At 67.7% G+C, this 24,647-nt stretch carries 19 protein-coding genes and 1 pseudogene; 11 read left to right on the top strand and 9 right to left on the bottom strand.

Annotated elements, in window-relative coordinates:
* Positions 1-376 precede the first annotated feature (376 nt).
* Positions 377-2,350 carry a T9SS type A sorting domain-containing protein gene (locus tag IPG61_19955; protein MBK6736293.1) on the top strand — a complete coding sequence of 658 codons (1,974 nt, stop codon included), beginning with the start codon at positions 377-379 and terminating at the stop codon, positions 2,348-2,350.
* 14 nt (positions 2,351-2,364) lie between these two features.
* Here IPG61_19955 and IPG61_19950 read toward each other — a convergent pair whose 3' ends face one another.
* Both IPG61_19950 and IPG61_19945 read right to left on the bottom strand, forming a co-directional pair.
* Entirely contained in the window at positions 2,365-3,627 is a 1,263-nt protein-coding gene (locus IPG61_19950; protein MBK6736292.1) for a type II toxin-antitoxin system HipA family toxin, read from the bottom strand.
* Positions 3,615-3,872: a helix-turn-helix transcriptional regulator gene (locus IPG61_19945; protein MBK6736291.1), complete on the bottom strand. Its 258-nt coding sequence runs from the start codon at positions 3,870-3,872 to the stop codon at positions 3,615-3,617. The genes IPG61_19950 and IPG61_19945 overlap by 13 nt, the downstream gene beginning before the upstream one ends.
* A 376-nt stretch (positions 3,873-4,248) precedes the next feature.
* Here IPG61_19945 and IPG61_19940 point away from each other — a divergent pair, with 376 nt between their 5' ends.
* From IPG61_19940 to IPG61_19930, 3 genes are all read left to right on the top strand, one after another.
* Positions 4,249-5,868, top strand: a complete 1,620-nt coding sequence (locus IPG61_19940; protein MBK6736290.1) for a DNA topoisomerase VI subunit B — start codon at positions 4,249-4,251, stop codon at positions 5,866-5,868.
* Between the two features lie 397 nt (positions 5,869-6,265).
* Positions 6,266-7,273: a DNA topoisomerase IV subunit A gene (locus tag IPG61_19935; protein MBK6736289.1), complete on the top strand. Its 1,008-nt coding sequence runs from the start codon at positions 6,266-6,268 to the stop codon at positions 7,271-7,273.
* 284 nt (positions 7,274-7,557) lie between these two features.
* Complete coding sequence (locus IPG61_19930) at positions 7,558-8,016, top strand: MarR family transcriptional regulator (protein MBK6736288.1); 459 nt, start codon at positions 7,558-7,560, stop codon at positions 8,014-8,016.
* A 288-nt stretch (positions 8,017-8,304) separates the two neighbouring features.
* Here IPG61_19930 and IPG61_19925 read toward each other — a convergent pair whose 3' ends face one another.
* On the bottom strand, positions 8,305-9,033 hold the full coding sequence (locus IPG61_19925; GenBank protein ID MBK6736287.1) for a hypothetical protein: 729 nt from the start codon (positions 9,031-9,033) through the stop codon (positions 8,305-8,307).
* Positions 9,034-9,179: 146 nt separating this feature from the next.
* On the opposite strand from IPG61_19925, the gene IPG61_19920 reads away from it, so the two are divergent.
* The 3 genes and pseudogenes from IPG61_19920 (at position 9,180) to IPG61_19910 (ending at position 11,518) form a co-directional block, all read left to right on the top strand.
* Entirely contained in the window at positions 9,180-9,902 is a 723-nt protein-coding gene (locus IPG61_19920; protein ID MBK6736286.1) for a response regulator transcription factor, read from the top strand.
* 131 nt (positions 9,903-10,033) lie between these two features.
* Positions 10,034-10,429 (top strand): EF-hand domain-containing protein, encoded by a 396-nt coding sequence (locus IPG61_19915; protein MBK6736285.1) that lies wholly within the window; start codon positions 10,034-10,036, stop codon positions 10,427-10,429.
* 513 nt (positions 10,430-10,942) lie between these two features.
* Positions 10,943-11,518: pseudogene (locus tag IPG61_19910) on the top strand (NUDIX domain-containing protein).
* 86 nt (positions 11,519-11,604) lie between these two features.
* On the opposite strand, the gene IPG61_19905 reads toward IPG61_19910, so the two are convergent.
* On the bottom strand, positions 11,605-12,303 hold the full coding sequence (locus IPG61_19905; GenBank protein MBK6736284.1) for a methyltransferase domain-containing protein: 699 nt from the start codon (positions 12,301-12,303) through the stop codon (positions 11,605-11,607).
* A 166-nt stretch (positions 12,304-12,469) separates the two neighbouring features.
* Between IPG61_19905 and IPG61_19900 the strand changes: the two genes are divergently transcribed.
* Positions 12,470-13,423, top strand: a complete 954-nt coding sequence (locus tag IPG61_19900) for a malate dehydrogenase (GenBank protein ID MBK6736283.1) — start codon at positions 12,470-12,472, stop codon at positions 13,421-13,423.
* Positions 13,424-13,601: 178 nt separating this feature from the next.
* A complete protein-coding gene (locus tag IPG61_19895) occupies positions 13,602-16,163 on the top strand; it encodes an immune inhibitor A (GenBank protein MBK6736282.1) in 2,562 nt (853 codons plus the stop codon).
* Between the two features lie 150 nt (positions 16,164-16,313).
* Here the strand turns inward: IPG61_19895 and IPG61_19890 are convergent, their stop codons facing one another.
* Both IPG61_19890 and IPG61_19885 read right to left on the bottom strand, forming a co-directional pair.
* Positions 16,314-16,535, bottom strand: coding sequence for a helix-turn-helix transcriptional regulator (locus IPG61_19890; protein MBK6736281.1), 222 nt, complete (start codon positions 16,533-16,535; stop codon positions 16,314-16,316).
* 3 nt (positions 16,536-16,538) lie between these two features.
* Complete coding sequence (locus IPG61_19885; GenBank protein MBK6736280.1) at positions 16,539-16,955, bottom strand: hypothetical protein; 417 nt, start codon at positions 16,953-16,955, stop codon at positions 16,539-16,541.
* Between the two features lie 199 nt (positions 16,956-17,154).
* On the opposite strand from IPG61_19885, the gene IPG61_19880 reads away from it, so the two are divergent.
* Both IPG61_19880 and IPG61_19875 read left to right on the top strand, forming a co-directional pair.
* On the top strand, positions 17,155-19,323 hold the full coding sequence (locus IPG61_19880; GenBank protein ID MBK6736279.1) for a hypothetical protein: 2,169 nt from the start codon (positions 17,155-17,157) through the stop codon (positions 19,321-19,323).
* 207 nt (positions 19,324-19,530) lie between these two features.
* Positions 19,531-21,750: a hypothetical protein gene (locus tag IPG61_19875; GenBank protein MBK6736278.1), complete on the top strand. Its 2,220-nt coding sequence runs from the start codon at positions 19,531-19,533 to the stop codon at positions 21,748-21,750.
* Positions 21,751-21,891: 141 nt separating this feature from the next.
* Here IPG61_19875 and IPG61_19870 read toward each other — a convergent pair whose 3' ends face one another.
* The 3 genes from IPG61_19870 to IPG61_19860 form a co-directional block, all read right to left on the bottom strand.
* On the bottom strand, positions 21,892-23,337 hold the full coding sequence (locus tag IPG61_19870) for a glutamine synthetase (GenBank protein ID MBK6736277.1): 1,446 nt from the start codon (positions 23,335-23,337) through the stop codon (positions 21,892-21,894).
* Positions 23,338-23,546: 209 nt separating this feature from the next.
* Positions 23,547-24,395, bottom strand: coding sequence for a hypothetical protein (locus IPG61_19865; protein MBK6736276.1), 849 nt, complete (start codon positions 24,393-24,395; stop codon positions 23,547-23,549).
* The gene (locus IPG61_19860; protein ID MBK6736275.1) at positions 24,388-24,558 is read right to left on the bottom strand and encodes a hypothetical protein; all 171 of its coding nucleotides are present in this window, start codon (positions 24,556-24,558) and stop codon (positions 24,388-24,390) included. The genes IPG61_19865 and IPG61_19860 overlap by 8 nt, the downstream gene beginning before the upstream one ends.
* Positions 24,559-24,647: the final 89 nt, after the last annotated feature.

Below are 24,647 nucleotides of genomic sequence, written 5' to 3'. Positions count from 1 at the left end.
CCCGCGCTCTCGCACGCCGCCTGGCCCGGCAACCCCACCGTCAACGTCCCGGTGTGCACCCACGCCGACTACCAGTTCAGCCCCGTGGCCGCGCCCGACGGGACCGGCGGCGTCTTCGTCGCCTGGCGCGATCCCCGGGCAGGCTGGTATGCCCCCTATGTGCAGCGGATCCAGGCCGATGGCACGCCGGCCTGGACGACAGACGGCATCAATGTCGGCAGCACGTCCGGCATGTCCTATGGCGAGCCCTTTCTGACCGCCGACGGACTCGGGGGCGTCATCGTCGCCTGGTACGATGATCGCGATTTCGGCTCCATCTATGCCCAGCGCCTCGCGGCAGACGGTACGCCGCAGTGGCCGGCCGCAGGGTGTGCGCGTGGACGCTGCCGTTGGCAACCTGATGGAGTGCGCCCTTGCTGCCGACGGCTACGGCGGCGCCATCGTTTTTTGGCGCATCAGCGGCGGCAGTGGGCAGATCATGGTGGCCCAGCACCTCGCGGCCTGGGGCGCATCCCTGTGGGCCGCAGGCGGTGTGGTGGTTGGCGATGGTGCGGCCCTGTCGGTGCCCGTGGCGGTACCTGACGGCCTCGGCGGCGGCATCGTCGCCTTCTCGGCAACCGTCTGGTCCGTGCCGACACTCTCGTACGTTTATGATGTCCACACGGCACAACTGGGCTATTGGGGAGACGTCGGCTGGCAGATGAACGTGACCACCGCGGGTGGCGACCAGGTCAGCCCCGCCGTTGCGTCCGACGGCGCAAACGGCGCGATCATCGCCTGGGCCGACACGCGGCTCGGCGGCGAGGACATCTTCGCCCAGCGCGTCCAGCCCGGCGGGGTGTTGCCCTGGGGCGCCGCAGGCGTGCCCGTGTGTACCGCCAGCTACAGCCAGTCCGCGGCGGCGATCACATCCGACGGATCCGGCGGTGCCGTCGTCGCCTGGCAGGATGCCCGCAGCCCCGACTACGACATCTACACCCAGCACTTGTCGAGCGCCGGCGCGCAACTGTGGCCCGCAACCGGCGTGGCCGTGTGCACGCAGCCCGGATTCCAGTCGGCGCCCGCCCTGGTTCCCGGCCGGGACGGCGGAGCCCTTGCCGCCTGGGTCGACTTTCGCGAGGGCAGCCACGCGGACATCTATGCACGCATCATCGCGGCCGACGGCACGCCGCTGGGCACGGCCGCCGGTACCCCGGTCAGCACGGCCGCGGGCAACCAGGATCAGCTGCGCCTGGTGACCAACGGCAACGGCGGCGCCATCGGCGTCTGGCGCGACCTGCGCAATCCCTCCTACGACGTCTTCGCCCAACGCATCACCGTGTACGGCGCGCTCGGTTCCGAGCCCATGGTCGCCCACGTCCGCGACGTTCCCAACGACCAGGGCGGCCGCCTGAAGCTGTCGTGGTACGCGAGCGACCTCGACGCCTCGCCTTCCTATGGCATCGGCTCATACTGGATCTGGCGCTCGGTGCCGCCGAACTACGCCGCCGCGGCGCTCGAGCGCGGCGCGCCGTTGCTCGATGCGGAAGCGAAGTCGGCACCCGTCGCGGGCCTGACGCTGACCTCCACGGTCGAGGGCGACAAGACCATCTTCTGGGAATACGTCGGCAGCCAGTTCGCCGCCGGCGACGAGGGCTACAGCTACGTGGTCCCCACCACCTCCGACTCGCTGCCGAGCTCGAACCCGCTCACGCTGGTGCGCGTGCAGGCCCGCGCGGCCGTGGGCAACGGATTCTGGAACTCGCCCACGGGCTCGGGCTACTCGGTCGACAACCTGGTCCCGCCCCAGCCGGCCGCCTTCACCGGCAACACGGCCGGCGGCGGCACGGCCCTGCACTGGCTGCCGGTGGCCGTGCCCGACCTGGCCGGCTACCGCCTCTACCGCGGCGCCACGGCCGCGTTCGTGCCCGGCCCGGGCAACCTCGTGGCCGCGCAGGCGGACACCGGCTACGTCGATGCCACCGCCGGCGCGCACTACTACAAGCTCTGCGCCGAGGACATCCACGGGAACCAGGGCCCGTTCGCGGTGCTGGCGCCGCAGTACACGAGCGGCGTTGACGGCCGGCTGCCGGGCGTCGCGGTGCTGTCGCAGAATGCGCCGAACCCGTTCAATCCGCGCACCACGATCCGCTTCACGTTGCCGGGCGACGGCGTTGCGCGGTTGGCGATCTACGACCTGGCCGGGCGGCTGGTCCGGACGCTGGTGGCCGGGTCGCTGGCCGCGGGTGAGCACGAGGCCGTGTGGGACGGTTGCGATGATGCCGGGCGCGCGCAGGCTTCGGGCAGCTACCTGGCGCGGCTGGAAGCGGGCGGCGGCGTACGCACGGTGCGGATGGCGTTGGTGAGGTAGGGCGGGGCCGGGGCTCAGTCGGCGAATACCGATTGCAGGCGTTGTCCGCGCTGCTCGATGACGCGGACAATGCGCTCCAGCGTTGCGCTGCCTGCATGCTCGCGGCCGATTTCCCGCGCCAGGTCGGCCGCGCGCGCCTCGACCCGCTCGCACAGTTCGAGCCCCGTGGCGCACAGGAAGTTCGAATTGACGTCGATGTCGGCCGCCAGGCGCTCCCAATGGCGCCGACTGGTGTGACGCCAGCGGTATTCGCCGCCGATCTTCTGCGCATGCTTGTCCGAGAGCTGGCCGTAGACCGCCGTGCACACCAGGTCGTAGAACGGCGCCAGGCGGGGCCGCGACTCTTCGTCGACATCGTACAGCAGGGACAGGTTCTTCGCGTGGGCGTCGGCATTGCCGATGATCATGTTGAACAGGACCCAGCCCAGCAGGTCACGCTTGTCGGGCAGCGGTGAGTGGCTGCCGCGTGCAATGACGCCGAAAAGCTGCGACAGCGAAGGACCGCCTTCATTCTCGTACTTCGACTCCGACGGCAGGCCCAGCGCCTGGCAGAAATCCTCCTGGTGGATGCGCTGCACGACGCCGGCGGCCGTCACGCGACGGTCGTAGCGACTTGCCACCAGGATCGGCGTCTTCGTGGCCGCCATCCTCGCCGGGGGCACATCCAACCCCACTTCGCGGGCGAGCGTCAGGCAGAACAGTTCGTTCTGGACCAGGTCGGGGAATTCGCTGCCGGCGATCTTCAGCAGGTGCGTGCTCGCAGAGGCACCGGTCGGCAGCGACAGGACATCTCCAGCCAGATGCACCGGCAGCTTGTCCTGCGCCCCGGCCAGCGACAACCGCAGTTCCCGGTCCCCGAAGACCAGGGCCAACAGGGACGGCCTGGGAGTCGAGGCGATCTTCGCTTCGAGTTCGGCACAGGCCAGCGGCGTCAGCCCCGCTTCCTCGTCGGCCGGCGCCGCCTCGGGCAGCAGCCGCAGGGCGCCGGCGCAATCGCCCCCCACACCGCCGAGCAGGGCGAATTCATTCCTCTCCGACACGCCCAGCTTCCGCGCCACATGGGCGCGCACGTCGCCCTCGGGCAGCAGATTGGCGAACCACGCGCCGGGCACGGCGCCCACAAACGGTTCTTCCCCGAGCGGCAATGACAGCGAGATGGCGCGGGCCTGCGGCGACGACAGCCAGGCTGACGCATAGCGGAAGGTCATGTCTCGCCCGGGGCCGGTTTCGAGATGGCCCACCAGGGCGCCGTCCCAGGTGACGTTCAACGCTTCCATGTCTGCTCCGCCGTCGAGTGGGTCACGATCTGCAGGCGGAGGCCCAGGGCCGCGACCACCTTCAGGAGCTTATCAAGGCGCACCGTCGGCTTTCCGTTTTCCAGCTCCGAAAGAAAGCGGATGCCCACATTGGTCAGCCCGGCCGTTTCGGCAAGGGTCAGGCCATCACGCTTGCGCCGCGCACGGATGGCGAGTCCGAGAGCAGAGGCATCGGTGATGTCCACCGGGCGGGATGTCTGGTGCATGGGGCGCTCCTCCGATGTTTCCCGTTCGGGAACATTATCAGCTGAATCGGCCCCGACTTCAAGGAATTTTCCCGTTCGGATAAATTTATGGTCCCAGCGCGCCAGCAGGCTGGGAGCCGCGGAATTTCCATCATTGGTGCCGCAACGACTTGCGCCGGCGCAAGTTTCCCCGCAGGCAGCAAGTTTCGCGGCGGGCGCCCCACTTCCATCTACCTTCGCGATCTTTTCGCCGGTTGACCTGCGCCCTCTGCGCCCCTAGTCTTGCGCGGACTCATGAATGCCCGGCATCAGGCACCTGAAGGAACCGCCCCACCCCGGAAGGACCCGGCATGGCCGCCCCCGCCGCAAATCCGCCGCCTCGGCCGACGCGCAAGAGATGGCCGGCAAGCAGCGCGAGATCTCCATCAGCGAGTTCTTCACCAAGAACCGCCACCTGCTGGGCTTCGACTCGCCCGCGCGGGCGCTGCTGACCGCCATCAAGGAGGCGGTCGACAACAGCCTCGACGCCTGCGAAGAGGGCGGCATCGTGCCGGTGCTGTATGTGGAGATCCGGCCCGACCGGCCGGTGAACCTGGGGCTCGAGCTGGCCAGCCTCGACGAGAACGTCAAGGGCGGGAAGAACGACCAGGCGTCGGGCAACGGCACCAGCCGTGACGAGCGCTACCGCATCATCGTCGAGGACAACGGGCCGGGCATCGTGCGCGCGCAGATCCCGCGCATCTTCGGCAAGCTGCTCTACGGGTCCAAGTTCCACAGCCTGAAGCAGAGCCGCGGGCAGCAGGGCATCGGCATCTCGGCCGCGGGCATGTACGGGCAGCTGACGACCGGCGAGCCCGTCACCATCTACAGCTGCACCGGCAAGGGCGCGCCTGCGCACCGCATCAAGCTGATGATGGACATGAAGAAGAACGAGCCGCGCATCCTCTCCGACGAGGAGACGATCTGGGAGAAGGACCACGGCACGCGCATCGAGATCATGCTGACCGGCAGCTACAAGCGCGGGCAGCACTCGGTCGACAACTACCTCGAGCAGACGGCCATCGCCAACCCGCACCTGCACCTGACGTACAAGGATCCGCGGGGCGAGGTCATCATCTACGGCAACTCCACCAGCGAGCTGCCGCCGGCCGCCATCGAGATCAAGCCGCACCCGTACGGCGTGGAGCTGGGCATCCTCGGGCGCATGCTGCAGGACTCGCACAGCAAGACCATGGACGCGTTCCTGCGCGACGAATTCTGCCGCGTGGGGCCCAAGACCGCCGAGCAGATCCTGGAGACCGCCGGCCTGCCCGAACGCAAGGCCCCGGGCAAGCTGCAGCAGGAAGATATCCAGAAGCTGATCGACGCCATCGCCAGCACGAAGATCGCCTCGCCGCCCACCGACTGCCTCTCGCCCATCGGCGAGGACCTGGTCATGGCCGGCCTCAAGAGCGGCGTGGCGGCCGACTTCTACACCTCGGTGACGCGGCCCGCCTCGGTGTACCGCGGCAACCCGTTCCAGATCGAGGTGGGCCTGGCCTACGGCGGCCAGTTGCCGGGCGACGAACTGGCCAAGGTGCTGCGCTTCGCGAACCGCGTGCCGCTGCTCTACCAGGCCTCGGCCTGCGCCGTGCACAAGGCGGTGCTCACCAGCAACTGGCGCGGCTACGGCCTGCAGCAGAGCAAGGGCGCGCTGCCCACCGGGCCGCTGGTGATCCTCGTGCACATGGCCTCGGTGTGGGTGCCGTTCACTTCCGAGAGCAAGGAAGCCGTGGCGCACTACCCGGAGATCATCAAGGAGATCCGCCTCGCGCTGCAGGAGGCGGGCCGCCAGCTGGGCTCGCACATCCGCCGGCGCGCCCGCGAGAAGGACGCGCTGAAGAAGCAGAACTACATCCAGAAGTACATCCCGCACATCGGCGACGCGCTGCAGTCGATCCTGCTGATCTCCGACGCCGAGCGCGCGGAAGTCGTCGCCACCCTGACCGACACCCTCGAGCGCAGCCGCAAGCTCTAGGAAGGACGCCGACGTGGCCGATCGCAAGAAGCCCACAAACAAGAAGACGACGACGAAAAAGCCTGCCGGCTCCGGCGCCGCCTCCGACGACCCGGCTTCGCAGGGCGAACTGGGCTTCGGCCGGCCGCTCGGGCGCCGCATCGTGCGCGCCGAGGACGAGGACGCCAGGTTCGCGGCCGCGGGCGACGACGACTTGGTGGACGACTTGGTGGACGCCCCCGACGACGACGACGGTCACGACGACCTGGCCCTCTCCCGCGCCGGCGGCCCGCCGCGCCGCAAGCGGAAGCCCGAGGCCGGCGCGGCCGAGAAGAAGCTGTCGTTCACGCCCGTATCAAGGCGCATCCGCAGCGAGTCGGCCGTCATCAAGGACAAGATCCTGCTCGGCCAGAAGCCGATGATGAAGTTCCCGCTGCGTTCGCTGGCCAACGTCGACTACAACGCCAAGACCGGCTTCTTCAAGCTCAAGGGCAAGCAGAAGGAACGCACGCTGACCGTCAACACGGTCAAGACCTTCGCCCAGACGCTGAAGATGATGGCGCTGTCCAAGGAACTCATCGAGACCGACGACATCGCCACCAAGCGAGAAGCGTACTACGTCAGCAAGAACTGGGCAGAGGCGCGCTTCAAGGAACAGCCCGAGTCCGACACGGTGATGGAAGACGTCGAGGCCTTCTTCGCGGTCAACCGCGAACAGCTCGGCTTCGTCCCCGAGGAAAAGGGCGGCGACGTGGCCGGCCAGCTCGTGGTCATCGACCACGACCGCGACACCGGCGAGGAACTGCGCATCGACTGCACGCGCTTCGGCAGCGGCGCCTACTCCATCCCCATCTCGGTCGAACACCTGAAGTTCGAGACCGACGCCACGTTCATCCTCTGCATCGAGACCGCCGGCATGTTCCAGCGCCTGGTCAAGCACAACTACTGGAAGAACGCGCGCTGCATCCTGATCTCGATGGGCGGCGTGCCCACCCGCGCCTGCCGCCGCTTCGTGCGCCGCCTGGCCGACAGCTACGGCCTGCCGGTCTACGTCTTCGTCGACGGCGACCCCTACGGCTTCACCAACATCTACCGCACGCTGAAAGTGGGCTCCGGCAACGCCGCCCACCTGAACGAGTACTTCTGCGTGCCGCAGGCGCACCTGCTGGGCATCACCCCGCAGGACATCATCGATTACCAGCTGCCCACGCACCCGCTGAAGGACGTCGACATCAAGCGCGCGAAAGACGCCCTGAAGAACGATCCCTTCATTTTGCACTACAAGGAATGGTCACAGGCCTTCGAACAGATCATCCGCATGGGCGTCCGCGCCGAGCAGCAGGCTTTGGCCAAGCACGGGCTCAACTACGTGATCGACGAGTATTTGCCGCAGAAGCTGGCGCATGTGGAGAGGTTCCTGCCGTAGGGCCGCTGGCGAGGGGCGCCGCTGCTGTGTGTGCGGTGACGCCTCGCGGTAACTTCGCCGGCCGTGCCGACTGCCTCGGGTGACGATAAGCGGTTATTCGTGGCGAGATCTCTGTTGTCGATGTTCTTTTTTTGCTGATGGTTGACGTATCAACCGATTGTGGCACGCCAATGGCCCGTTTCGGGCTCCACAATTGGATGACAGGTCAACCAACCGCCGAGAGAGTATCGTGCGCACCCAGGCCTTACCGGTCCCGCCCCGCCAGGCCCCTCGGCGACCTTCTGGTGAAGCTTGCCCGCAAGTTTGCCACCCAGGAATCCCGCGAACTCGACGACCTGGCCATCGGCCCGACGCAGCACCAGCTCCTGGAACTGGTGGTTGCGGCGCCCGGCATCTGCCCGGCGGCCGTGGCCGAGCGGCTTGCCATCGACAAGGCGGCGGCCTCGCGCGCGGTGAATCGGCTGGTGCGCAACGGATTCGTCGAGCGCCGGCGCGGCACCCGCGACAGGCGATTCTCGGAATTGTTTCCGACCCGGTCGGGCGCGATTGCGGCGCGGGTGTTCAGCCCGGACTTCGCGTCACCGGAGATGCGGCTCGTCGCCGGTTTCAGCGCCGACGAGCTCCAGCAGCTGCGCGCGTTTCTCAAACGCCTCGACGCCAACCTCGATGTGACGGCGAAGGCGTTCATTCGTTATGTCACGCGGGGACCGCGTCGGCCCGGGGACTCGCTGAAGGACGACTAGCGGCGGTGGGGTGCGGGCGCGCCGAGTTGCGAATTGAGGGGCGGGTCAACCGTGTTACCAAGTGAAGGAAGGGCCAACCGTGTTACGAAGTGAGGGATGGGCGAAACGTGTAACGAAGTGAGGGGCGGGCTCTCTCTTCACACCTTCGCGTCGCCGGTTGGTTGACGTATCAACCAAATGGCGGCCGGCCAGGGGCCGATTGGCGCCACCGGATTCGTTGATAGGTCAACCAACCGGTGGCGCCGAAGTGTGAAGAGAGAGCGCCCGCCCCTCGCAAGAGCAGGAGCGTTAGCGCCAGAGCGACTTCACATCGCCCCAGGTCGCCTTCTCCTGGGAGACCGGGTTCTCGCAGCATGTCACGTCGGCGTGCATGATGTTGTTGCCCCACCAGCCGAAATCGCCGACCAGGTCGGACCAGCCGAAGCCGCTGTTGTACCAGCTGATGCCGGTCTGCGGATCGTTGTCCTCCAGCGCCGACGGCCACCAGGCGAAGCCGTTGGGCAGGTGGAAGGTGATGAAGTAGGGCTCGGTGGTCGCCGCGCACGGGCAGGCGTCGGCCATGTCGACATAGATGTCGTAGAGGCCGGCCGCGCTGGCCGAGATCGACCAGGTGGGCGAGGTGCAGTACTCGGGGCCGGGCACGTAGGCGCTGCGCGACGGGTCCCACACCGCCTCGGCCAGGCCGGCGTAGGCGTCGAAGGTGACGGGGGCGTCCTCGGGGCCGAACTGCATCATCATGTAGACGCGGTCGAGCTTGAAGCCGGCGCCGCAGGTGCAGCCCTCGGCGGGCGGGTTGATCAGGTAGGCGTAGGTCTCGCCGCCCATGATCCAGTTGCCGTAGGTCCAGTAGGGGTCGTCGGGGTTGCCGACCTCGCAGGTCGCGCCCGGCGGGGGCGACATGGGCAGCAGCGACAGGGTCGGGTTCTCGAGCTTGATCTGCTCGCGCGGCTGTTCGGCGCCCAGGCTCGCGGCGGCCAGCAGGCACAGGGCCATGATCATCATGAGCGAACGCATCATCGGTGTTCCTCCGGTGCAGGGTGTTGGATTGGCCGGGAGATTCTAGACGAGGCGCGTCCGTAATGCAATCGAAAGATCAAATTGTCACGTGTCCGTGATGCGGAGCTGTATTTTTCGCCGCTGGAACCGGCCACGGCGCGCGTTGCGTGACCGCACGCCCGACCCCGGAAGAGGACTGCGACCCGACCATGCTGCCGATCATCGTCCTGAGCAATGATGCCGAGACCCGCCGCGACCTGGCTGCGGCGCTGGCGCTGGCCGGCTTCGGGGCCGTCGCCGCCGAGAAGCGGCCGGCCACCTGCGCGACGCTGCCCGATCGCGTGCGCCACGGCGGGGCGCTGGTCGTGCTCGACCTCGGTCCGGAGCCCGGCACGGCGCTCGACTGGTGCCGGGCGGCCCGACGTGAACTGCCCGGCCTGCTCCTCTGCGCCGTGGCGCGCGGACCGGAAGCTGCGCTCGAGGTGACGGCGCTGGAGCAGGGCGCCGACGCGGTGGTCTCGTGGCCGCCGGATCCGCGCCGACTGTCCGCGCAGCTGCGCGCCATGCAGCGACCGTTGCGCGCGGCGATGCCCGCGGGCGACCTTGCGCTCGATGCGGCGCATCGTCACGCCGTGGTCGACGGCCGCCACCTGGCGCTGACCGACGGCGAGTTCGAGCTTCTGGCTGTCCTGCACCGCCGCCGCGGAAGCGTGGTGACCCGCGACGAACTCTCGCTCGAACTCCACGGCCGCACCTGCGCTGCCGGCGACCGCTCGCTGGACCTGCGCGTGACACGCCTGCGCCGCAAGCTGGGTGACGATTCGCGCGCGCCGCGCTGGATCCGCGCCGTGCGCGGCGAGGGCTACCTCTTGCTGCCGCCTTCCGCCTGATACCGACCCGTTACCGGCCGCGGAACACCGATTGCTGCCGCTGGGCGCCGCGACGCGCCAGCCGTCCGCGCGCGGCGCGATCGCCGCATCGGCGGGATCACCATTCCACTGACGGCCTGGAAGGGGTGACCATGATCTCTTCGATCAGCGGGAACAGTTCGATGCTGTCCCTGTCTTCCACGTCCACGCGGCCGGCGCCGCCCGACCCCAAGGAGATGTTCAACAGCATCGACACCGACGGAGACGGCAAGGTGACGCTCGCCGAGATGCAGGCGATGTCCGAATCGATGCCTTCGCGCGGCGACGGCGACCAGCCCGCCGCCGAGGACATGTTCGCAGAGCTCGATGGCGACAGCGATGGCGCCGTGAGCTTCGAGGAGTTCGAGGCGCGGCGGCCGTCCGGGCCGCCGCAGGGTCCGCCGCCGCAGATGATGGCCGCAGGCGGCTCGGGCGGCTTCGACCTGGCGGCGCTGTTCGGCGAGCGCGACGAAGAGGCCACCGGCAGCCTGCTGGCGATGATGGCCTGAGCGGGGGCTGGCTCGCGGGTAGTGCCGCGGGCAGAATCGTGGACAGGTGATGGAACGGGCGGCGGCGAGCCCCGATGGCTGCCGCCGCCCGCTCTGCTGGCCGCGCTCGTTGCGCGGGCAGCGCCCGCGGCGTTCATCCGCCGCATCACGCGGGGTCCGCGTCGGCCCGGGGACTCGTTGGACGATTAGTGAGGAGTTGGCGCGGCGTGTCACGCAGTGTGGGGCGGGCTCTCTCTTCACATCTCTGCGCCGCCGGTTGGTTGATCTATCAACCAATTGACGGCCGGTCAGGGGCCTATTGGGGCCGCCAAATTCGTTGATAGGTCAACCAACCGGCGGCGCACAGCTGTGAAGAGAGAGCGCCCACCCGGCCGCGCAGGGGTGTGAAGAGAGAGCGCCCACCCGGCGCCCCCCATATTTGCCCGTGCGCCACCGCCGGCCGAAGTGTTACTTTCCCCCCGCCTCGAGCCCGACCCGACACACCCCGCGACCGCCAAAGGACAGAGCCCGCCCATGCGCGTCATCCTCGTTGTCGAACGCTGCCACCTGTTCCCGGGCCTGAGCCCGCAGGGTTTCCTGCCGCCGGGCGCCATCGACCTCGAGGCTGTGGCCGGCCGCCTGTTCTTTGCCGAGCGCGACTACATGGAGCAGTGCTCCCATTTCAAGCAGGTCATCCCCTATCTCGTGCTCACGCGCGGCGAGGGTGCCGCAACGCGCGTGCTCTGCTACCAGCGGCGCACGAAGCACACCGAGGCGCGGCTGGGCGGCCTGTGGTCGGTCGGGTTCGGCGGGCACATCGAGCCCGAGGATTCGGGTGCGGGCGCGCGGCGCTCGGCCGCGTTGCTCGAGGCCACCGCGCTGCGCGAGATGCAGGAAGAGACCGGCCTGGAGCCGGGGGCCGGTGCGCTGCGGCTGGCCGGCTACATCAATTCCGATGCACACGATGTTTCCAGCGTGCACTTCGGCGTGGTCTACCGCGTGGCGCTCGATGCGCTGCCCGGCAGTGACGACGAGCTGATCCGGCTGGTCAGCGCCCAGGCCGAGCCGCACCAGGCGCGCTGGATCAATGCCCGCGAGCTGCCGGCCCTGCTGGATGACGGCGCCGGGCCGGACGGCGGCTCGTTCGAGGACTGGTCGAAGCTGGCGGTGCGCGGGATGTTCGGGCGTAGCTGCCGTCAGTTCCTGCTGGCGTTGTCCCAATTCCCCTTCGACCAGCCGCCCTTGCCCCAGCCGCCGCCCGACCAGGCTTCCTTCGTCTTGCGCCCGATCATCTCGATCACCATGGCGGCGCCGCGGTGGCCGCTGCCCTCGGACAGGTCGACTTCGTGCTCGACGGCCTGGTCCCAGGCCAGGCCCGGGAACTGCGCGCGCAACTCCTCCAGGTCGTGCAGCCATTCCAGGCGCGGCGGGCCGCCCGACGTGCGGCCCAGCTGGGCCTTGCTGAACGAGCTGAGCAGCAGCGTGCCGCCTGGCGCCAGCGCCTCGGCGACGCGCGCGTGCATGGCGATCGCGTCGGCCGGGGCCAGGTGGGCGAAGCACAGCACCACCAGACTCCAGGGACGGTTGTTCCAGGGATCGGTCGACCAGTCGTCGGCCAGCACGTCGGCGCAGCGGTAGTCCAGCGTCACGTTGCGGGCCGCGGCCAGCGCCAGCGCCTTGCGGCGGCCGACCTCGCTGCTGTCGACGGCCAGCACGCGGTGACCCAGCCCGGCGGCGTAGACGGCGTTGCGCCCCTCGCCCTCTCCCAGGAACAGGGCCGTACCCTTCGGCAGGGTGGGCAGGTGGGTGGCGATGAAGGCGTTGGGCTCTTCGCCGTAGTAGTAGCGCTCGTGGTCATAGCGCTCATCCCAACGGTTGCCTGGCTGGTCGGACATGATTCTCCTTATCGGTCGACAACGGCCCGGGGCTGCACCAAAACGGCGCTTGCGGCCCGAAACCGCTGGAATGGGATCGGGATGGGTGTTAATGTGCTGACAACTCTGGCCGGGGCGCTCCTGTTTCGCCCCGCAAGGCCCCTCATCCTGCAAGGAGACGGCGCTCATGATCAACAAAATCGGTATCGTCGGCGGCGGCAACATCGGCGGCGTGCTCGCGGCCGAAATCGTTTCGCGGCGGCTGGCCCGGAACGTTGCCCTGGTCGACGTCAAGGGTCCGGACCTGGCGGCGGGCAAGTGCCTGGATATCGCCGAGGCCACGCCGGTCTACGGCAGCGACGTGAACATCGTCGGCGCCAAGACCTACGACATCCTGACCGGCTGCGATTTCGTGATCAACACCGCCGGCGTGCCCCGCACGATGCGCCCGGACGGCACCTTCCCCTCGCGTGAAGAGCTGCTGGCCATCAACCTGAAGATCACCGACCTGGTGGCCGACGGCATCAACAAGTTCGCGCCCGGCGCGTTCATCATCTCGATCGCGAACCCGCTCGACGCCATCGTCTACCGGCTGTTCAAGAAGACCAAGGCGAATCCCGCGCGCATCATGGGCATGGCCGGCGTGCTCGACTCGGCGCGCTACAAGTTCTTCGTGGCCGAGGCCGCGGGCGTGTCGGTGGAAAACGTCGAGGCGGTTGTGCTGGGCGGCCACGGCGACACGATGGTGCCGATCCGCAGCGCCTGCCGTATCTACGGCCTGCCGGTCGAACAGTTCGTGCCCGCCAAGAAGCTCGACGCCATCGAGGACCGCACGCGCAACGCGGGCGGCGAAGTCGTCAAGCTGCTGGGCTCGGGCTCGGCGTTCGTCAGCCCGGCGGTCAGCGCGCTCGAGATGGTCGAGGCCATCGCCTACGACAAGAAGAAGATCGTGCCGGTGTGCGCCTACCTGCAGGGCGAGTACTCGGTGAAGGGCCTGTTCGTGGGCGTGCCCGCGCTGCTGGGTGCCGGCGGCATCGAGAAGATCATCAAGATCAAGCTGACGCCGGAAGAGGCTGCCGCACTGAAGAAGTCGGTGGCTGCGGTGAAGAAGACCTGCGCCGAAGTCGACGCGGCCAAGTAGATCAAGCGGTTAGCTAATCGTCACGAATTGATCACGCCGCCGCCGGGTGTCCCCACACCCGGCGGCGTTGTCTTTCGTTGAGTTGTCTTTCGTTGAGGTTCCCGCTTCCATCCTGTAGAATTGTGAGATCGCAGCCTCGGCCCTTCAACGAATCTGGAGTTCGGCATGCGTCGCCTCTTTGTCCCTGTTGCTGGCAGGATTGTGCCTGCTCGTTTCGCTGTCCGCCCTCGCCGCCGAACCCCGCCATGACCTGGTGCGCGTTTCGCTGGCCGATCCCGCCGCCTCCGAGTGGCTGCGCCTGCACCAGAACGAACTGGATGTCGTGTTCGTGAAGCCTGGTGTCGAGGCGCACATCGCGGCGCAGCCGGGCGATGAGGCCATCCTGCGCGCAGCCGGCCTGGTGCCGGAAGTGATGCAGCGCGACATGGAACTGGCGGCCGCGTACCCCGACAAGGGCGTCGGCTTCGGCATCTTCCACACGTTCAGCGAGAACGTGGCCTTCATGGACAGCCTGCGCCTGCTGTACCCGAACGTGATCAGCGCGAAGTGGTCCATCGGCACCACGTACCAGGGCCGCTCCATCTGGGCCTATCGCCTGTCGGACAACCCGGACGTGGACGAGAACGAACCCGAGGTGATGATCGACGGCACGCACCACGCGCGCGAGATCATGGCGGCCGAGTTCCCCATCATGTTCGCCGAGTACCTGTGCAGGAACTACGCGACCGACCCCTCCATCAAGTGGCTGGTCGACAATCGCGAACTGTACCTGATCCCGGTGGTGAACCCCGACGGCTTCGTCTACAACGAGACGACCGACCCCAACGGCGGCGGCATGTGGCGCAAGAACCGCTCGCCCCAGGCGGGCGGCCAGATCGGCGTCGACCTGAACCGCAACTACCCCAACCACTGGGGCTACGACGACATCGGCAGCAGCCCGAGCCCGTCCGACATCACCTACCGCGGGCCGTCGGCCGCCAGCGAGCTCGAGACGCAGGCGATGATCAACTTCGTGAACGGGCGCGAGATCATCACGCACGATTCGGTGCACACGTACTCGGGCATGACGCTGTATCCGTGGGGCTATCAGAACACACCGTCGCCGCATGACGCCATCTTCCAGCACATCGCCCAGAAGATGACCGCCGTGAACAACTATGACTACGGCCGGCCCGGCGCCATTCTCTATGACGTGAATGGCGGCGTGTTCGACACCTTCTACGGCACCACGTCGTTCCACCCGGCCATCTTCAGCATGTCGAACGAGATCGGCAGCTACGGTTTCTGGCCGCCCGAGTCCAACCGCTCCATCGAGTTCAACGAGAACCTGGACGCGCACCTGTACCTGATGCGCGCGGCGGGCACCAGCCTGATGGCGCGCACGCCGGTGGCCACCGGGGCCGTGCCCGGCGGCAACGGCACCTTCAACTTCACCGTCGAGAACGAGTCGGTCGCCTCCAGCGCGCTGAACGTCCAGGTGACCGTCAGCACCGACGACCCCTGGGTGCAGCTGCTGGCCTCGTCGCGCACCGTGGGCAACGTGCCGGCCATGGGCACGGCCACGCTGGGCGCCAGCCCCATCCCCTTCACCGTCGACGCGGCCTGCCCGTCCGGCCACCAGGTCCAGCTGCAGGTGACCGTGCACCAGCCCGACGGCGACCTCACGTTCCCGATGGCCTTCCTGGTGGGCTCGCCCTCGCTCGTGTTCAGCGACAACTTCGAGTCGGGCACCGGCAACTGGACGCTGTCAGGCACGTGGGGCACCACCACGTCGACGTCGCACTCGACGTCGCGCTCGCTGACCGACACGCCCACCGGCAGCTACACCAACTACAGCAACACCTCCGCGCAGCTGAACGGCACGCGCCGCATCTCGCGCCTGCGCTTCTGGCACAAGTACACCACCGAAGCGACCTACGACTTCGCGCAGGTGCAGGTCTCGGCGAACGGCGGCCCCTGGACCACCGTGGCCCAGTACGACGGCACGCTGTCCACCTGGACGCAGGTGACCATCGACCTGGCCGCCTACGCCGGCCAGGACCTGGCGCTGCGGTTCTACCTGACGACCGACGTCTCGCTGACCTATGACGGCTGGTACATCGACGACGTGGAGCTCGAGGGCGCCACTCCGGCCTTCGCGATGCTGCCCCCGGTGGCCCTCAGCCCCGTCGGCGGCGCGGTGGTCAGCGTGCAGCCCGCCCTGACGGTGGCCAACAGCGCCGTGCCCGGCGGCGGCGCGGCCGACTACGGCTTCCGCCTCTACCGCGATGCGGCCTGCACCGACGTAGCCGCCACGGTCAACAACGTGGCCGAGACCGCCGGCCAGACCGCCTGGACCACGCCGACGCTGGCCGCCGGCAACTACTGGTGGCGGGCCTGGGCCGGCAACGGCGTGCTGCGCACGTCGCTGACGGAACCCGAGTCGTTCACGGTATCGTCGTACGTGGCGGGCGTGGATCTTGGCGGCGCGCTGAACCTGCGCGTGCTTGGCGGCGCGGGCAGTGACGGCTCACGCCTGCTGCTGACCCTGCCGGGCCGGGCCGATGTGACCGTGGACATCCACGATGCCCGCGGTGCCCGCGTGCGGCGCCTGTTCTCCGGCAGCCTCGACGGCGGCGAACGCGCCCTGGCCTGGGACGGCCGCGACGCGCAGGGCCGTTCGGCCGCCAGCGGCGTCTACTTCGTACGCGCCCAGGTGGGCAGCGAGCAGCTGACCGGCCGCGTGGTGATCGTGCGCTGAGGCGGGACTGCCTTGGGATGACTCGGGAGTGCGCCGGCCTGCGCGGATGTGCGGGCCGGCGCTGCCTTTTTCGGCCGGCGGCCGACTTGCGCCGGCGCAAGTAGTTGGGCCCAGCCAGTGTGTGGGCCCAGCCCGTGTGCCGGCCCAGCCTCACTCATCCGTGTAGCAGAACACCTCGTCCACCGTCAGGCCGAACACGCGCGCCACGCGGAACGCCACTTCCAGCGACGGGGAGTAGCGGTTCGCCTCCATCACGTTGATGGTCTGGCGCGTGACGCCGACCAGGTCGGCCAGTTCCTGCTGCGTCATCTCGCCCTGCCGGAAGCGCAGGGAGCGGATCTCGTTGGTCAGTCGGCCGCCGCGCTTGCCCATGGCTCACGCCCCCCGGCGATGCAGGGCCAGTTCCGAGACGATCTCGACGATCTGCGCCACCACCCACGAGCCCAGCAGGACGTGCATGAACACGAAATTTCCCTGCGTCACGAGCGCCGTGCACAGCGCGAAGAAGACGCCCGCCGCCAGCACGTAGGCGCCGTTGCGCGTGCCCTTGAGCTCGATCAGGTGGTCGCGCTCGTCGGTCTCGGTGCGCCGGTCGACCAGCGCGATGACGATGTGCCCGGCCACCTGCGTGGCCACCAGCACGCCCACCATCACCGCGAACAGCGCCACCTGGTGCGGCTGCACGTCGGGGCCGGCGCCGGGCAGTGCAGAAGCGAAATAGACGCCGAAGGCGGCGACCAGGCTGATCAGCATCAGCCAGAGGCTCTTTTCGTGGAACGAGAGGCTGGACATGGCGGGCGGCTCCTTGGTGGTGTCGGGTTATTTGTTCTTTGTGTCTGAATTATACGACACTATCCAGCCACTGTCAACTAATTCATACATCACCCTCACGCGGGTCGGCCCCGTTTCCCAACGAAAGCCTTTATTCATATACTGATTCGATATCGCCCAGACGGCATGAGAACGCTTTTCCTCGCTCGGGGGAGCCACCATGATGATCAGACTATCGGGCGCGATCTGCAGCGCCTTGGCGCTGTTCCTTGCCATGGCGGGAACGGGGCGTGCCGAACCGGCGGGGATCACCCTGCTCGGATCGGGTTTCACAGGGACGCCTTTCGCCATCACCGGCGATATCGTCGCCGAATCCGACAGCCTCTACGAAACCATTCGCGACTTCAGCCAGCCGGACGCACCCACGGTCATCGGCAGCACGATGGGCCACGCCATGGACACCATTCTGCGCGAGTTCGTGAGCGGCGACGGCCTGCTCGTCGGCCTGACAGGACCAGCGCCCTTTGGCGAAATCGGGCTCAGCCTGTTCGATGTGAATGACCTTGCGAAGCCGGACTACCTCGGCACGATCAACACACTGCCGTACGAATCGGCGTGGATGCGGGGCCGCGAGTTGCTCGCAAGCACGAATGGGCTGCTGGTCGCCTATGATTTCAGCGCGCCGCTGTCGCCGTTGTTCACGGCGTTTATCCCCCTGGCGACGCACGACGGCTCGCGCTGGCCCAGCGCTGTGGGGAACACGCTGTACCAGATCGAGACCGGTGCCACCCCGGCCACGCTCGGCCTGCCGGCCCTTGCCGGCGACCGCATCGACGCCCTGGCTGCCGGCACAGGTGTTATCTACGCGCTGGTCGCCGTGTCTGTCGGTCAGGTCGATGAGCACCTCGATCTGGTGACCAGCAATGTGGGCGTGCCCGCAGTTCCGGTGGAAGTGGACCGCGTGACGATCAGCGTCGGTGCGGGCGCCGCCGGCCGCTCGCTGATCCGCTCCGGCGACCTGCTCGTCGCCGCCACCGCCGATGGACAGGTGCAGGCCTTCGGCCTGGAAACGCCGTCCGAACCCGAAGCCGGCTGGGTGCTGGCCCATGATTGCAGCCGCCTGGTCGTCACACCGAGCGCCATCCTGGTGCGCGAGGGCCGCGACCTGTTCACCTACGCGCGCACGGCCTGGAACGTGGCGCCGGTGCTGGTGAATCATCGCGGACCGCTGCCGCAGCTGCATACGGTGGTCGGCGAGGGACCGCTGCAGATTGCCCAGTACTATTGGGACCGGAGCATCCTGGCGACGGTCGACGTCTCCGAACCCGCCCTCCCACGCCTGGGCCCCCCGATCCAGATGAACAGCAGCGGCGGCCAGCTGCAGTACGTCGATGGAATCGGTCTGATGGCGGCCTCCAGTGTCGGGCGCCTGGTCGACTTCGCGGATCCGGCACAACCGGTCGAGCGGGACTGGATCAGCGGAGAAGACGGTCGATCGCTGTTGCGGCTCATGTCACGCGAGCTGGTGGTGGTCGAGAACCGCATGACGGACCTTGGTCTCAAACTGCTGGACATCAGCGATCTCTCCGATCCGGTGCAGGCGTCGGTCATCAACGAGCGGATCCTGATGGGCGCCGCCGACGGCCTGCTCGCGGGTGGCAACGCGGCGGGCGTGCGGCTCTACGACATTGCCGATCTCACCGCCCCGCAACTGGTCGGCGCACTGCCCGATCCCGGCGAGGTCACCTGCGGCACCTTCTGGCGCGGCCATTTCTACGCCGTGACGACGCGCAACAGTACCGACAAGACGCTCGAAGCCTGGGATCTCGGCAATCTGTCGGCGCCGATCCTGGTCTCCAGCCTGCCGTTGTCCTTCACAGCCAAGCGCCTGGATCTGCACGGCAGCCGTCTCTACGTGCAGGGCTACATGGTCTTCCAGGTCTTCGACCTGGCGAACCTGGGCACGCCCGTGGCGCTCACCGACGCCATCTGGCACAACAGCGCGGGCAACGGCTTCGCCATGAACGGCAACGTGACCACCATCGGCGGCCAACTGCTCACCATGCGCAACGACGGCCTGTCGCCTTCGGCGGTGCCGCCCGTGGCCCTTGCCGCGGTGCAGTTCGAACCCGCCTGGCCCAATCCGTTCAATCCGTCCACGCAGTTCGCCTTCGTGGTCGACACCGAGCGCGACCTCACGCTCTCGGTTTACGACGTGCGGGGCCGGCGACTGACCGAACTGGCCCACGGCCGCTTCACGGCCGGCCGCCACAACGCCACCTGGGACGGCACCGACAACACCGGCACCGGTGTTGCCGCCGGCGTCTACCTGGTCCGCCTGCATGGCCCGGGTATCGAGGCGGTGCAGACCGTCACGCTCGTGAAATAGCGTTTTTCGTCGTGGCACTTGCGTCGGCGCACTTGCGCCGGCGCAAGTGGCAGGACGCGCTGCGTGGGTTTGGATTGCGGATACGGACGCCCATTGCCTCGGGGGCATGATCCCTGCTACTGCCCTTTCCTCTGCCCTGATCCACAGCCCAACGGGGAAAACCAGGGAAGTTCGGGCCGTCCCGGACCGCATTGGGAAAGGAATACCATGCCCTCTCGCTATCGCAGCATGCCCGCGATTGCCGCCATTTTCGCGTTTCTTGCCCTGCCCCTGCGTGCCGTCGCGGAACCACCGTTCACGATCCTGGGCACCGGAGTGACCGCCAGGCCGTACGTGCTGTGGGACGACCTCGTTGTCGAAACCGACGGCGTCGACGCCTACGTCCGTGACTACGCGGATCCGGCGCAGCCGCGCTGGTACGGCGAACCGTTCAGCTCCGCGCAGATGCATTGGTCGGACGTGGTGGCAGACGACGGTCTTGTCGTGGTGATCAATACCGATCCGTTGTTCTATCCGGTGGGCTACGGCGTCATCGACTTCAGCAACCCCGCTGCACCGGTGGAACTGCACGTGACCGCTGGTCTGGCCTGTCGATCGGTCTGGCTCAGCGAGCGCGCCCTGATCTGCGACCTCGAGACGGGCATCCTGGCCTACGACCTGACGGAACCGGCAGCTCCCGCGTTCTCGGGAGGCCTCGTGGTCGGCCAGCATCCCGGCCGGCGGTGGCTGAGCGTGGTCGGCAATGAGATGTACCTCATCGACCACGGTTCGGTCCTGCGTCGCCTCGACGTCACCGATCCGCGTCATCCGGTCGATCGCGGGTTGGTCACGACGGTGATCGACGGTCGCATCGACGCCCTGGTCGGTGGCGACGGCGTGCTCCATGGCCTGGTGGCGGCGCCGGACGGTACGTCGGGAACATCCCTGGATCTGGTGACCTGGGACTGCACCGAACCCGGATCACCTGTCGAATCCGCCCGCGAACGCCTCTTCACCGACGCCGGCGCCGACGCCGCCGGGCGCGTGCTGGTTCTCGACGGGGATCTGCTGCTGGCCGCCGGCAGCGATGCCCGGCTGCACGCCTTCGGCATGGACACGCCCACCGCGCCGCGGGCCGGCTGGGTACTGCCTCTCGACACCGGCCATGTCGCCCTCGGCGCGCGGACCCTGCACGTCACGACGGACGGCGGGCTCCATGTCTATCCGCGCACCGCCGCCGACGCGCAGCCGCCGGCGGCGTTGGTGTATCCGGTGCTCCCGCGCTTCCAGACGATCACCGGTGAAGGAGCGATCCAGATCGCCCAGCTGCGATCGGACGACTCGGTGCTCATGGCTGTCGACGTGAGTGAACCTGCCCGACCCCGCCTGGAGAAACCATTCCAGACCGGGCTGAACGGCCGGCTGCAGTTCGTCGACGGGCTGGGCCTGATGTTGGACGGCCCCGAGACGGTGCAGTTGCTGGATCTGTCGGATCCGCGCTCTCCCCTGCGCCGTGGTCGCATCGGGTTGCCGGGCACGGGAGCGTCCGCCACCCTGCACGCGCGCGGGATGGTGACCATCGACTACGGGCTGGAAGACACACGGTTGGACATCTGGGACGTTCGCGACCCCGATCAACCCCGGTTCGTGCGTTCGCTTGCCGATCGCTCGGCCTTCTCCAGCGATGGCCGCTGGCTCGTGTGCGGCACCGGTGCACCGCATCACTACGATGATCCGCGCCTCTACAAGCTGGACGACGACTACCGGCCCGAGTTTGTCGGCGAGCTGCAGTCCTCGCTCTGGACCGTGTGGCAGCCGCTGGTCGTCGGCGACTGCGTCTACCTCTTCGGACAGAACGCAACCGCCACGGACCTGATGGAGATCCATCGCCTGTCCGGTCCTCCAACGCGGCTGCAGGTGCAGTCACTGGGGTTCGCCCCGATCCTGGCGACCACCTTGGGCAACCTCCTTTTCGTCCAGGGGAACTACCGCTGTCACGTGTACGATGTCTCGCAGGCGGACGACCCTGAGCATCTCGGGTCATTCGCCGCCGATCGCTTCGGCGGCGCCGGCTTCGCGCGCAACGGCAATGTCCTCACGGTGTCCGGTCAACTGATCACCGTCGGCAGCGGACTCAACGCCACCACGGCGGCGCCCCTGCCCGCGGCATCGGCGGCCGTCCACCTGGAGCCCGCACAACCGAATCCGTTCAACCCTTCGACGCGGCTGGCGTTCACCGTCGACCGTGAACGGTTCCTGACCGTGGCCATCCACGACGTCCGTGGCCGCCTGGTGCGCGAACTGGCGGCGCGGCCGTTCGCTCCCGGCCGCCATGAATTTTCCTGGGACGGCACCGGCGGCGGCGCCCCCGCCCCGTCCGGCGTCTACTTCGCGCGCGTCCACGGCGACGGCGTCGAGGCCGCACAGCCCATGACGCTGCTCAAATAAACGCCGCACCCCGCTCGCTCAACCACGGACATGTTTCAGCCGTCTGCGCGCGTTGGAAATAACAGGAACGGCGGGCAATCCGCAGCGCCGAAGGCGCGAGGACAGCCCGCCGTTCCTTGTTATTTCCAACGCGCCCGACGACTAGAACATGTTCCACAGCATCTGGTTGGTCACCTCGTGATGGAACATGATCTCCGACCGCTTGATGACGTTGCCCATGTCGCGCGGGCAGCGGTGCGCCGCCATTTCCTTCAGTTCGCAGTACTTGGTGTGCGACGTGTCGCCCAGCATCTCGCGCACCCACGTGCTGCGACGGTGGCAGCCCATGGCCTCGTAGATGTTGCCGGGCAGGATCCGCTTGCGGATGCGCTTGGGCGCCGGGGCATCGCCGGACGGCTCGGGACCTTCGAAGCCCGTACGCAGCAGCGAGTAGATCGCCATGTACGGGTTGGAGTCGGGGCCCACCGAGCGCACTTCAATGCGCTGGCCGGACCGCGCCGCCAGCGGGATGCGGATCATGCTGCTGCGGTCGGTGGCGCTCGAGGTGATCTCGTTCGGCGCCTCGAAGTGCGGGTCCAGGCGGCGATACGCGTTCACGCTGGCGTTGAGGATCAGGCAGAGATCCTCGGCGCTGTGCAGGATGCGGCGGATGAACTGGTTGCCCAGCGCGGACATGTTGTCCTTGCCCTTGGCATCCCAGAACAGGTTCTCGCCGTTGCGGGCCACGCTCATGTTCGTGTGCATGCCGCTTCCGTTGATGCCGGTGATGGGCTTGGGCAGGAAGCACGCCGTCATGCCCATCGTCTGCGCCACCTGGCGGCAGAGCAGCTTGTAGAGCTGGATGCGGTCGGCGGCGATCAGCGCCGGCGCGTACTTGTAGTTCATCTCGAACTGCGAGGGGCCCACCTCGGGATGGTCCTTCTCGTTCTCGAAGCCCATGGCGCGCTGCACCTCGGCCGACGCGTCGATGAACTGGCGCAGCGGATCCTGCGGCAGGCTGTGGTAGTAGCCGCCGGTGGAGATGAGCTCGAACTTGCCGCGCTCGAAGTAGCCGCGCTCGGCGTCGCGGTGGTTGAACAGGAAGCCCTCGATCTCGGCCGACACGTTGGCCACGGTCTTGTCGCGCTTGTAGAGCTCTTCGGTGTAGCGCATGAGGCGGCCGCGGAAGTCGGCCTCATACGGCGTGCCGTCCTGGTCGAGCACCTGGCCGAACACCAGCACCTTGCCGGGACCGAACACGTCGGCCGGCATCCAGTAGAAGGCGCGCCAGTCGATGCCCAGGCGCAGGTCGCTCTCGGCAATGCGCGAGAAGCCGCGGATCGACGAGCCGTCGAACGTCAGCGCGTCGGCCTTCAGCAGGAACTTCTTGTCGTAGTCCAGCATGTGGAGCCGGCCCTCGAGGTCGGTGAAGACGACGGTCACGGCCTTGATGCGCTTTTCCTTCTCCAGGTAGGCCCGGCGCTCGGCCTCGGCCTTCTCCATGGGGATCCACTGTTCCTGGTATTCCTTGGACTGCAGGTTCAGCTCTTCGAGCTTCTCGTAGGGGATCTCCAGGAATTCGCGCAGCGAGGTCTTCGACACATCCATGGTTTGGCTCCCGGTTCGTTGGGTGGTGGGCCGGCTTGGCCGTCATGGGACCAGAATAGCACTTATTTTCGTCCAAGTTAAGCTAAAATTGAGTCAAAATTCGTGCATGGCTTCAGATTTTCGCGTTTCGTGCATATTGCAATGCCATTTTAAGCTTAAAATCGTCAAAATATGAAGATTGCCCGAGGGGCCGGCCCAGAAGTGCCGGCCTAGGGATGCCAGCCCCAGCCCGGGTACCAGCGGTTGGCGATCATGTAGAACAGCACCGAATCGAGCAGCAGGTGCAGCACCACGATGTAGAGCAACGAGCCGGTGCGGCGGTAGGTGAGCCCCTGGATGAGCGCGAACCCGTAAAGCACCGGCGGCCCCCAGCCGACGAACGCCATCTCGTGCAGGAACGAGGCGAAGAAGACGGCCTGCGCGAAGTTGGCTTCGCGGTAGTCGAAGCAGCGGCACAGCAGCACGAAGACGAAGTTGATGAACGCCAGTTCGTCCCAGACGCCGACGAAATTGCAGCCCCAGAACAGGCGCCACATGGCCTCGCTGCGCTCGCCGGTCAGGGGAAGCGGCCAGCTGTGGTGAAGCGTCGGCGTCAGGATGTTGAAGTAGAGCCACAGGAACCCGAAGGCCAGCAGGAATCCGGCCGGCAGCCACAGCCACATGCGCAGCGACCAGCGACCGTTCAGCCAGCGGTAGTCGAGCGGCTCCTTCAGCCAGTAGCGTGCGAGCATGGCCGGCACCAGGAGCACACCCACGCCCAGCATCAGGACCAGTTCCAGCACATGGGCGTCGGAGGTGTCGCCGTCGATGTGTGTGAAGAACAGCACGCCGATCAGCCAGGCCAGCAGGGTACTGGTGCGCGCCCAGCGGGAATTGCCCTCGCGGGCCCAGGCCAGCGCCAGGCCGGCGGCCAGGGCCGCCCAGCCGGGCAGGTGCCAGGGCACGCCCGGCAGCGGCGAGGGGTGCGACTTGAGGCCGATGACCAGGACCATGGACAGCGTGATCAGCCAGAGGCTGGCGCGGCGGGCAGCGGGAACGGGCAGGTCGGGTTCAATCATGCAGGACGGCGGCCGCATTCCCGGACGCGAGGCTTTCGCGGGCCGCAGGGTCGGTGGCGGCGCGCCGGTCGGCGCTCGCACGTTGTGCCTGGCCGAAGGCGAAGACCAGCACCAGCAGCAGGGCCAGGACGAAAGCGGCTCGTTTGTCGCGTTGGCGGCTCATCGATAGGGTCGACTCCGGGCTGTGCTGGGGACCGGTTTGCTCCTTCCTAATTAGCGCATCGACGGCCGGATGGCCAGCGATCTTTGGAG

The sequence above is a fragment of the bacterium genome (assembly GCA_016703265.1).
Lineage (GTDB): Bacteria > Krumholzibacteriota > Krumholzibacteriia > LZORAL124-64-63 > LZORAL124-64-63 > CAINDZ01.
The sequence above is the reverse complement of the archived record's forward strand: the minus strand, read 5'-3'. Positions and strand labels throughout refer to the sequence as shown.

Excerpts from the sequence above, each read along its gene's own strand:
- IPG61_19950 (MBK6736292.1), bottom strand. The coding sequence starts at position 3,627 with ATGGAAGCGTTGAACGTCACCTGGGACGGCGCCCTGGTGGGCCATCTC.
- IPG61_19945 (MBK6736291.1), bottom strand. The coding sequence starts at position 3,872 with ATGCACCAGACATCCCGCCCGGTGGACATCACCGATGCCTCTGCTCTC.
- IPG61_19940 (MBK6736290.1), top strand. The coding sequence starts at position 4,249 with ATGGCCGGCAAGCAGCGCGAGATCTCCATCAGCGAGTTCTTCACCAAG.
- IPG61_19935 (MBK6736289.1), top strand. The coding sequence starts at position 6,266 with ATGATGAAGTTCCCGCTGCGTTCGCTGGCCAACGTCGACTACAACGCC.
- IPG61_19925 (MBK6736287.1), bottom strand. The coding sequence starts at position 9,033 with ATGATGCGTTCGCTCATGATGATCATGGCCCTGTGCCTGCTGGCCGCC.
- IPG61_19915 (MBK6736285.1), top strand. The coding sequence starts at position 10,034 with ATGATCTCTTCGATCAGCGGGAACAGTTCGATGCTGTCCCTGTCTTCC.
- IPG61_19905 (MBK6736284.1), bottom strand. The coding sequence starts at position 12,303 with ATGTCCGACCAGCCAGGCAACCGTTGGGATGAGCGCTATGACCACGAG.
- IPG61_19900 (MBK6736283.1), top strand. The coding sequence starts at position 12,470 with ATGATCAACAAAATCGGTATCGTCGGCGGCGGCAACATCGGCGGCGTG.
- IPG61_19890 (MBK6736281.1), bottom strand. The coding sequence starts at position 16,535 with ATGGGCAAGCGCGGCGGCCGACTGACCAACGAGATCCGCTCCCTGCGC.
- IPG61_19885 (MBK6736280.1), bottom strand. The coding sequence starts at position 16,955 with ATGTCCAGCCTCTCGTTCCACGAAAAGAGCCTCTGGCTGATGCTGATC.
- IPG61_19880 (MBK6736279.1), top strand. The coding sequence starts at position 17,155 with ATGATGATCAGACTATCGGGCGCGATCTGCAGCGCCTTGGCGCTGTTC.
- IPG61_19875 (MBK6736278.1), top strand. The coding sequence starts at position 19,531 with ATGCCCTCTCGCTATCGCAGCATGCCCGCGATTGCCGCCATTTTCGCG.
- IPG61_19870 (MBK6736277.1), bottom strand. The coding sequence starts at position 23,337 with ATGGATGTGTCGAAGACCTCGCTGCGCGAATTCCTGGAGATCCCCTAC.
- IPG61_19865 (MBK6736276.1), bottom strand. The coding sequence starts at position 24,395 with ATGATTGAACCCGACCTGCCCGTTCCCGCTGCCCGCCGCGCCAGCCTC.
- IPG61_19860 (MBK6736275.1), bottom strand. The coding sequence starts at position 24,558 with ATGAGCCGCCAACGCGACAAACGAGCCGCTTTCGTCCTGGCCCTGCTG.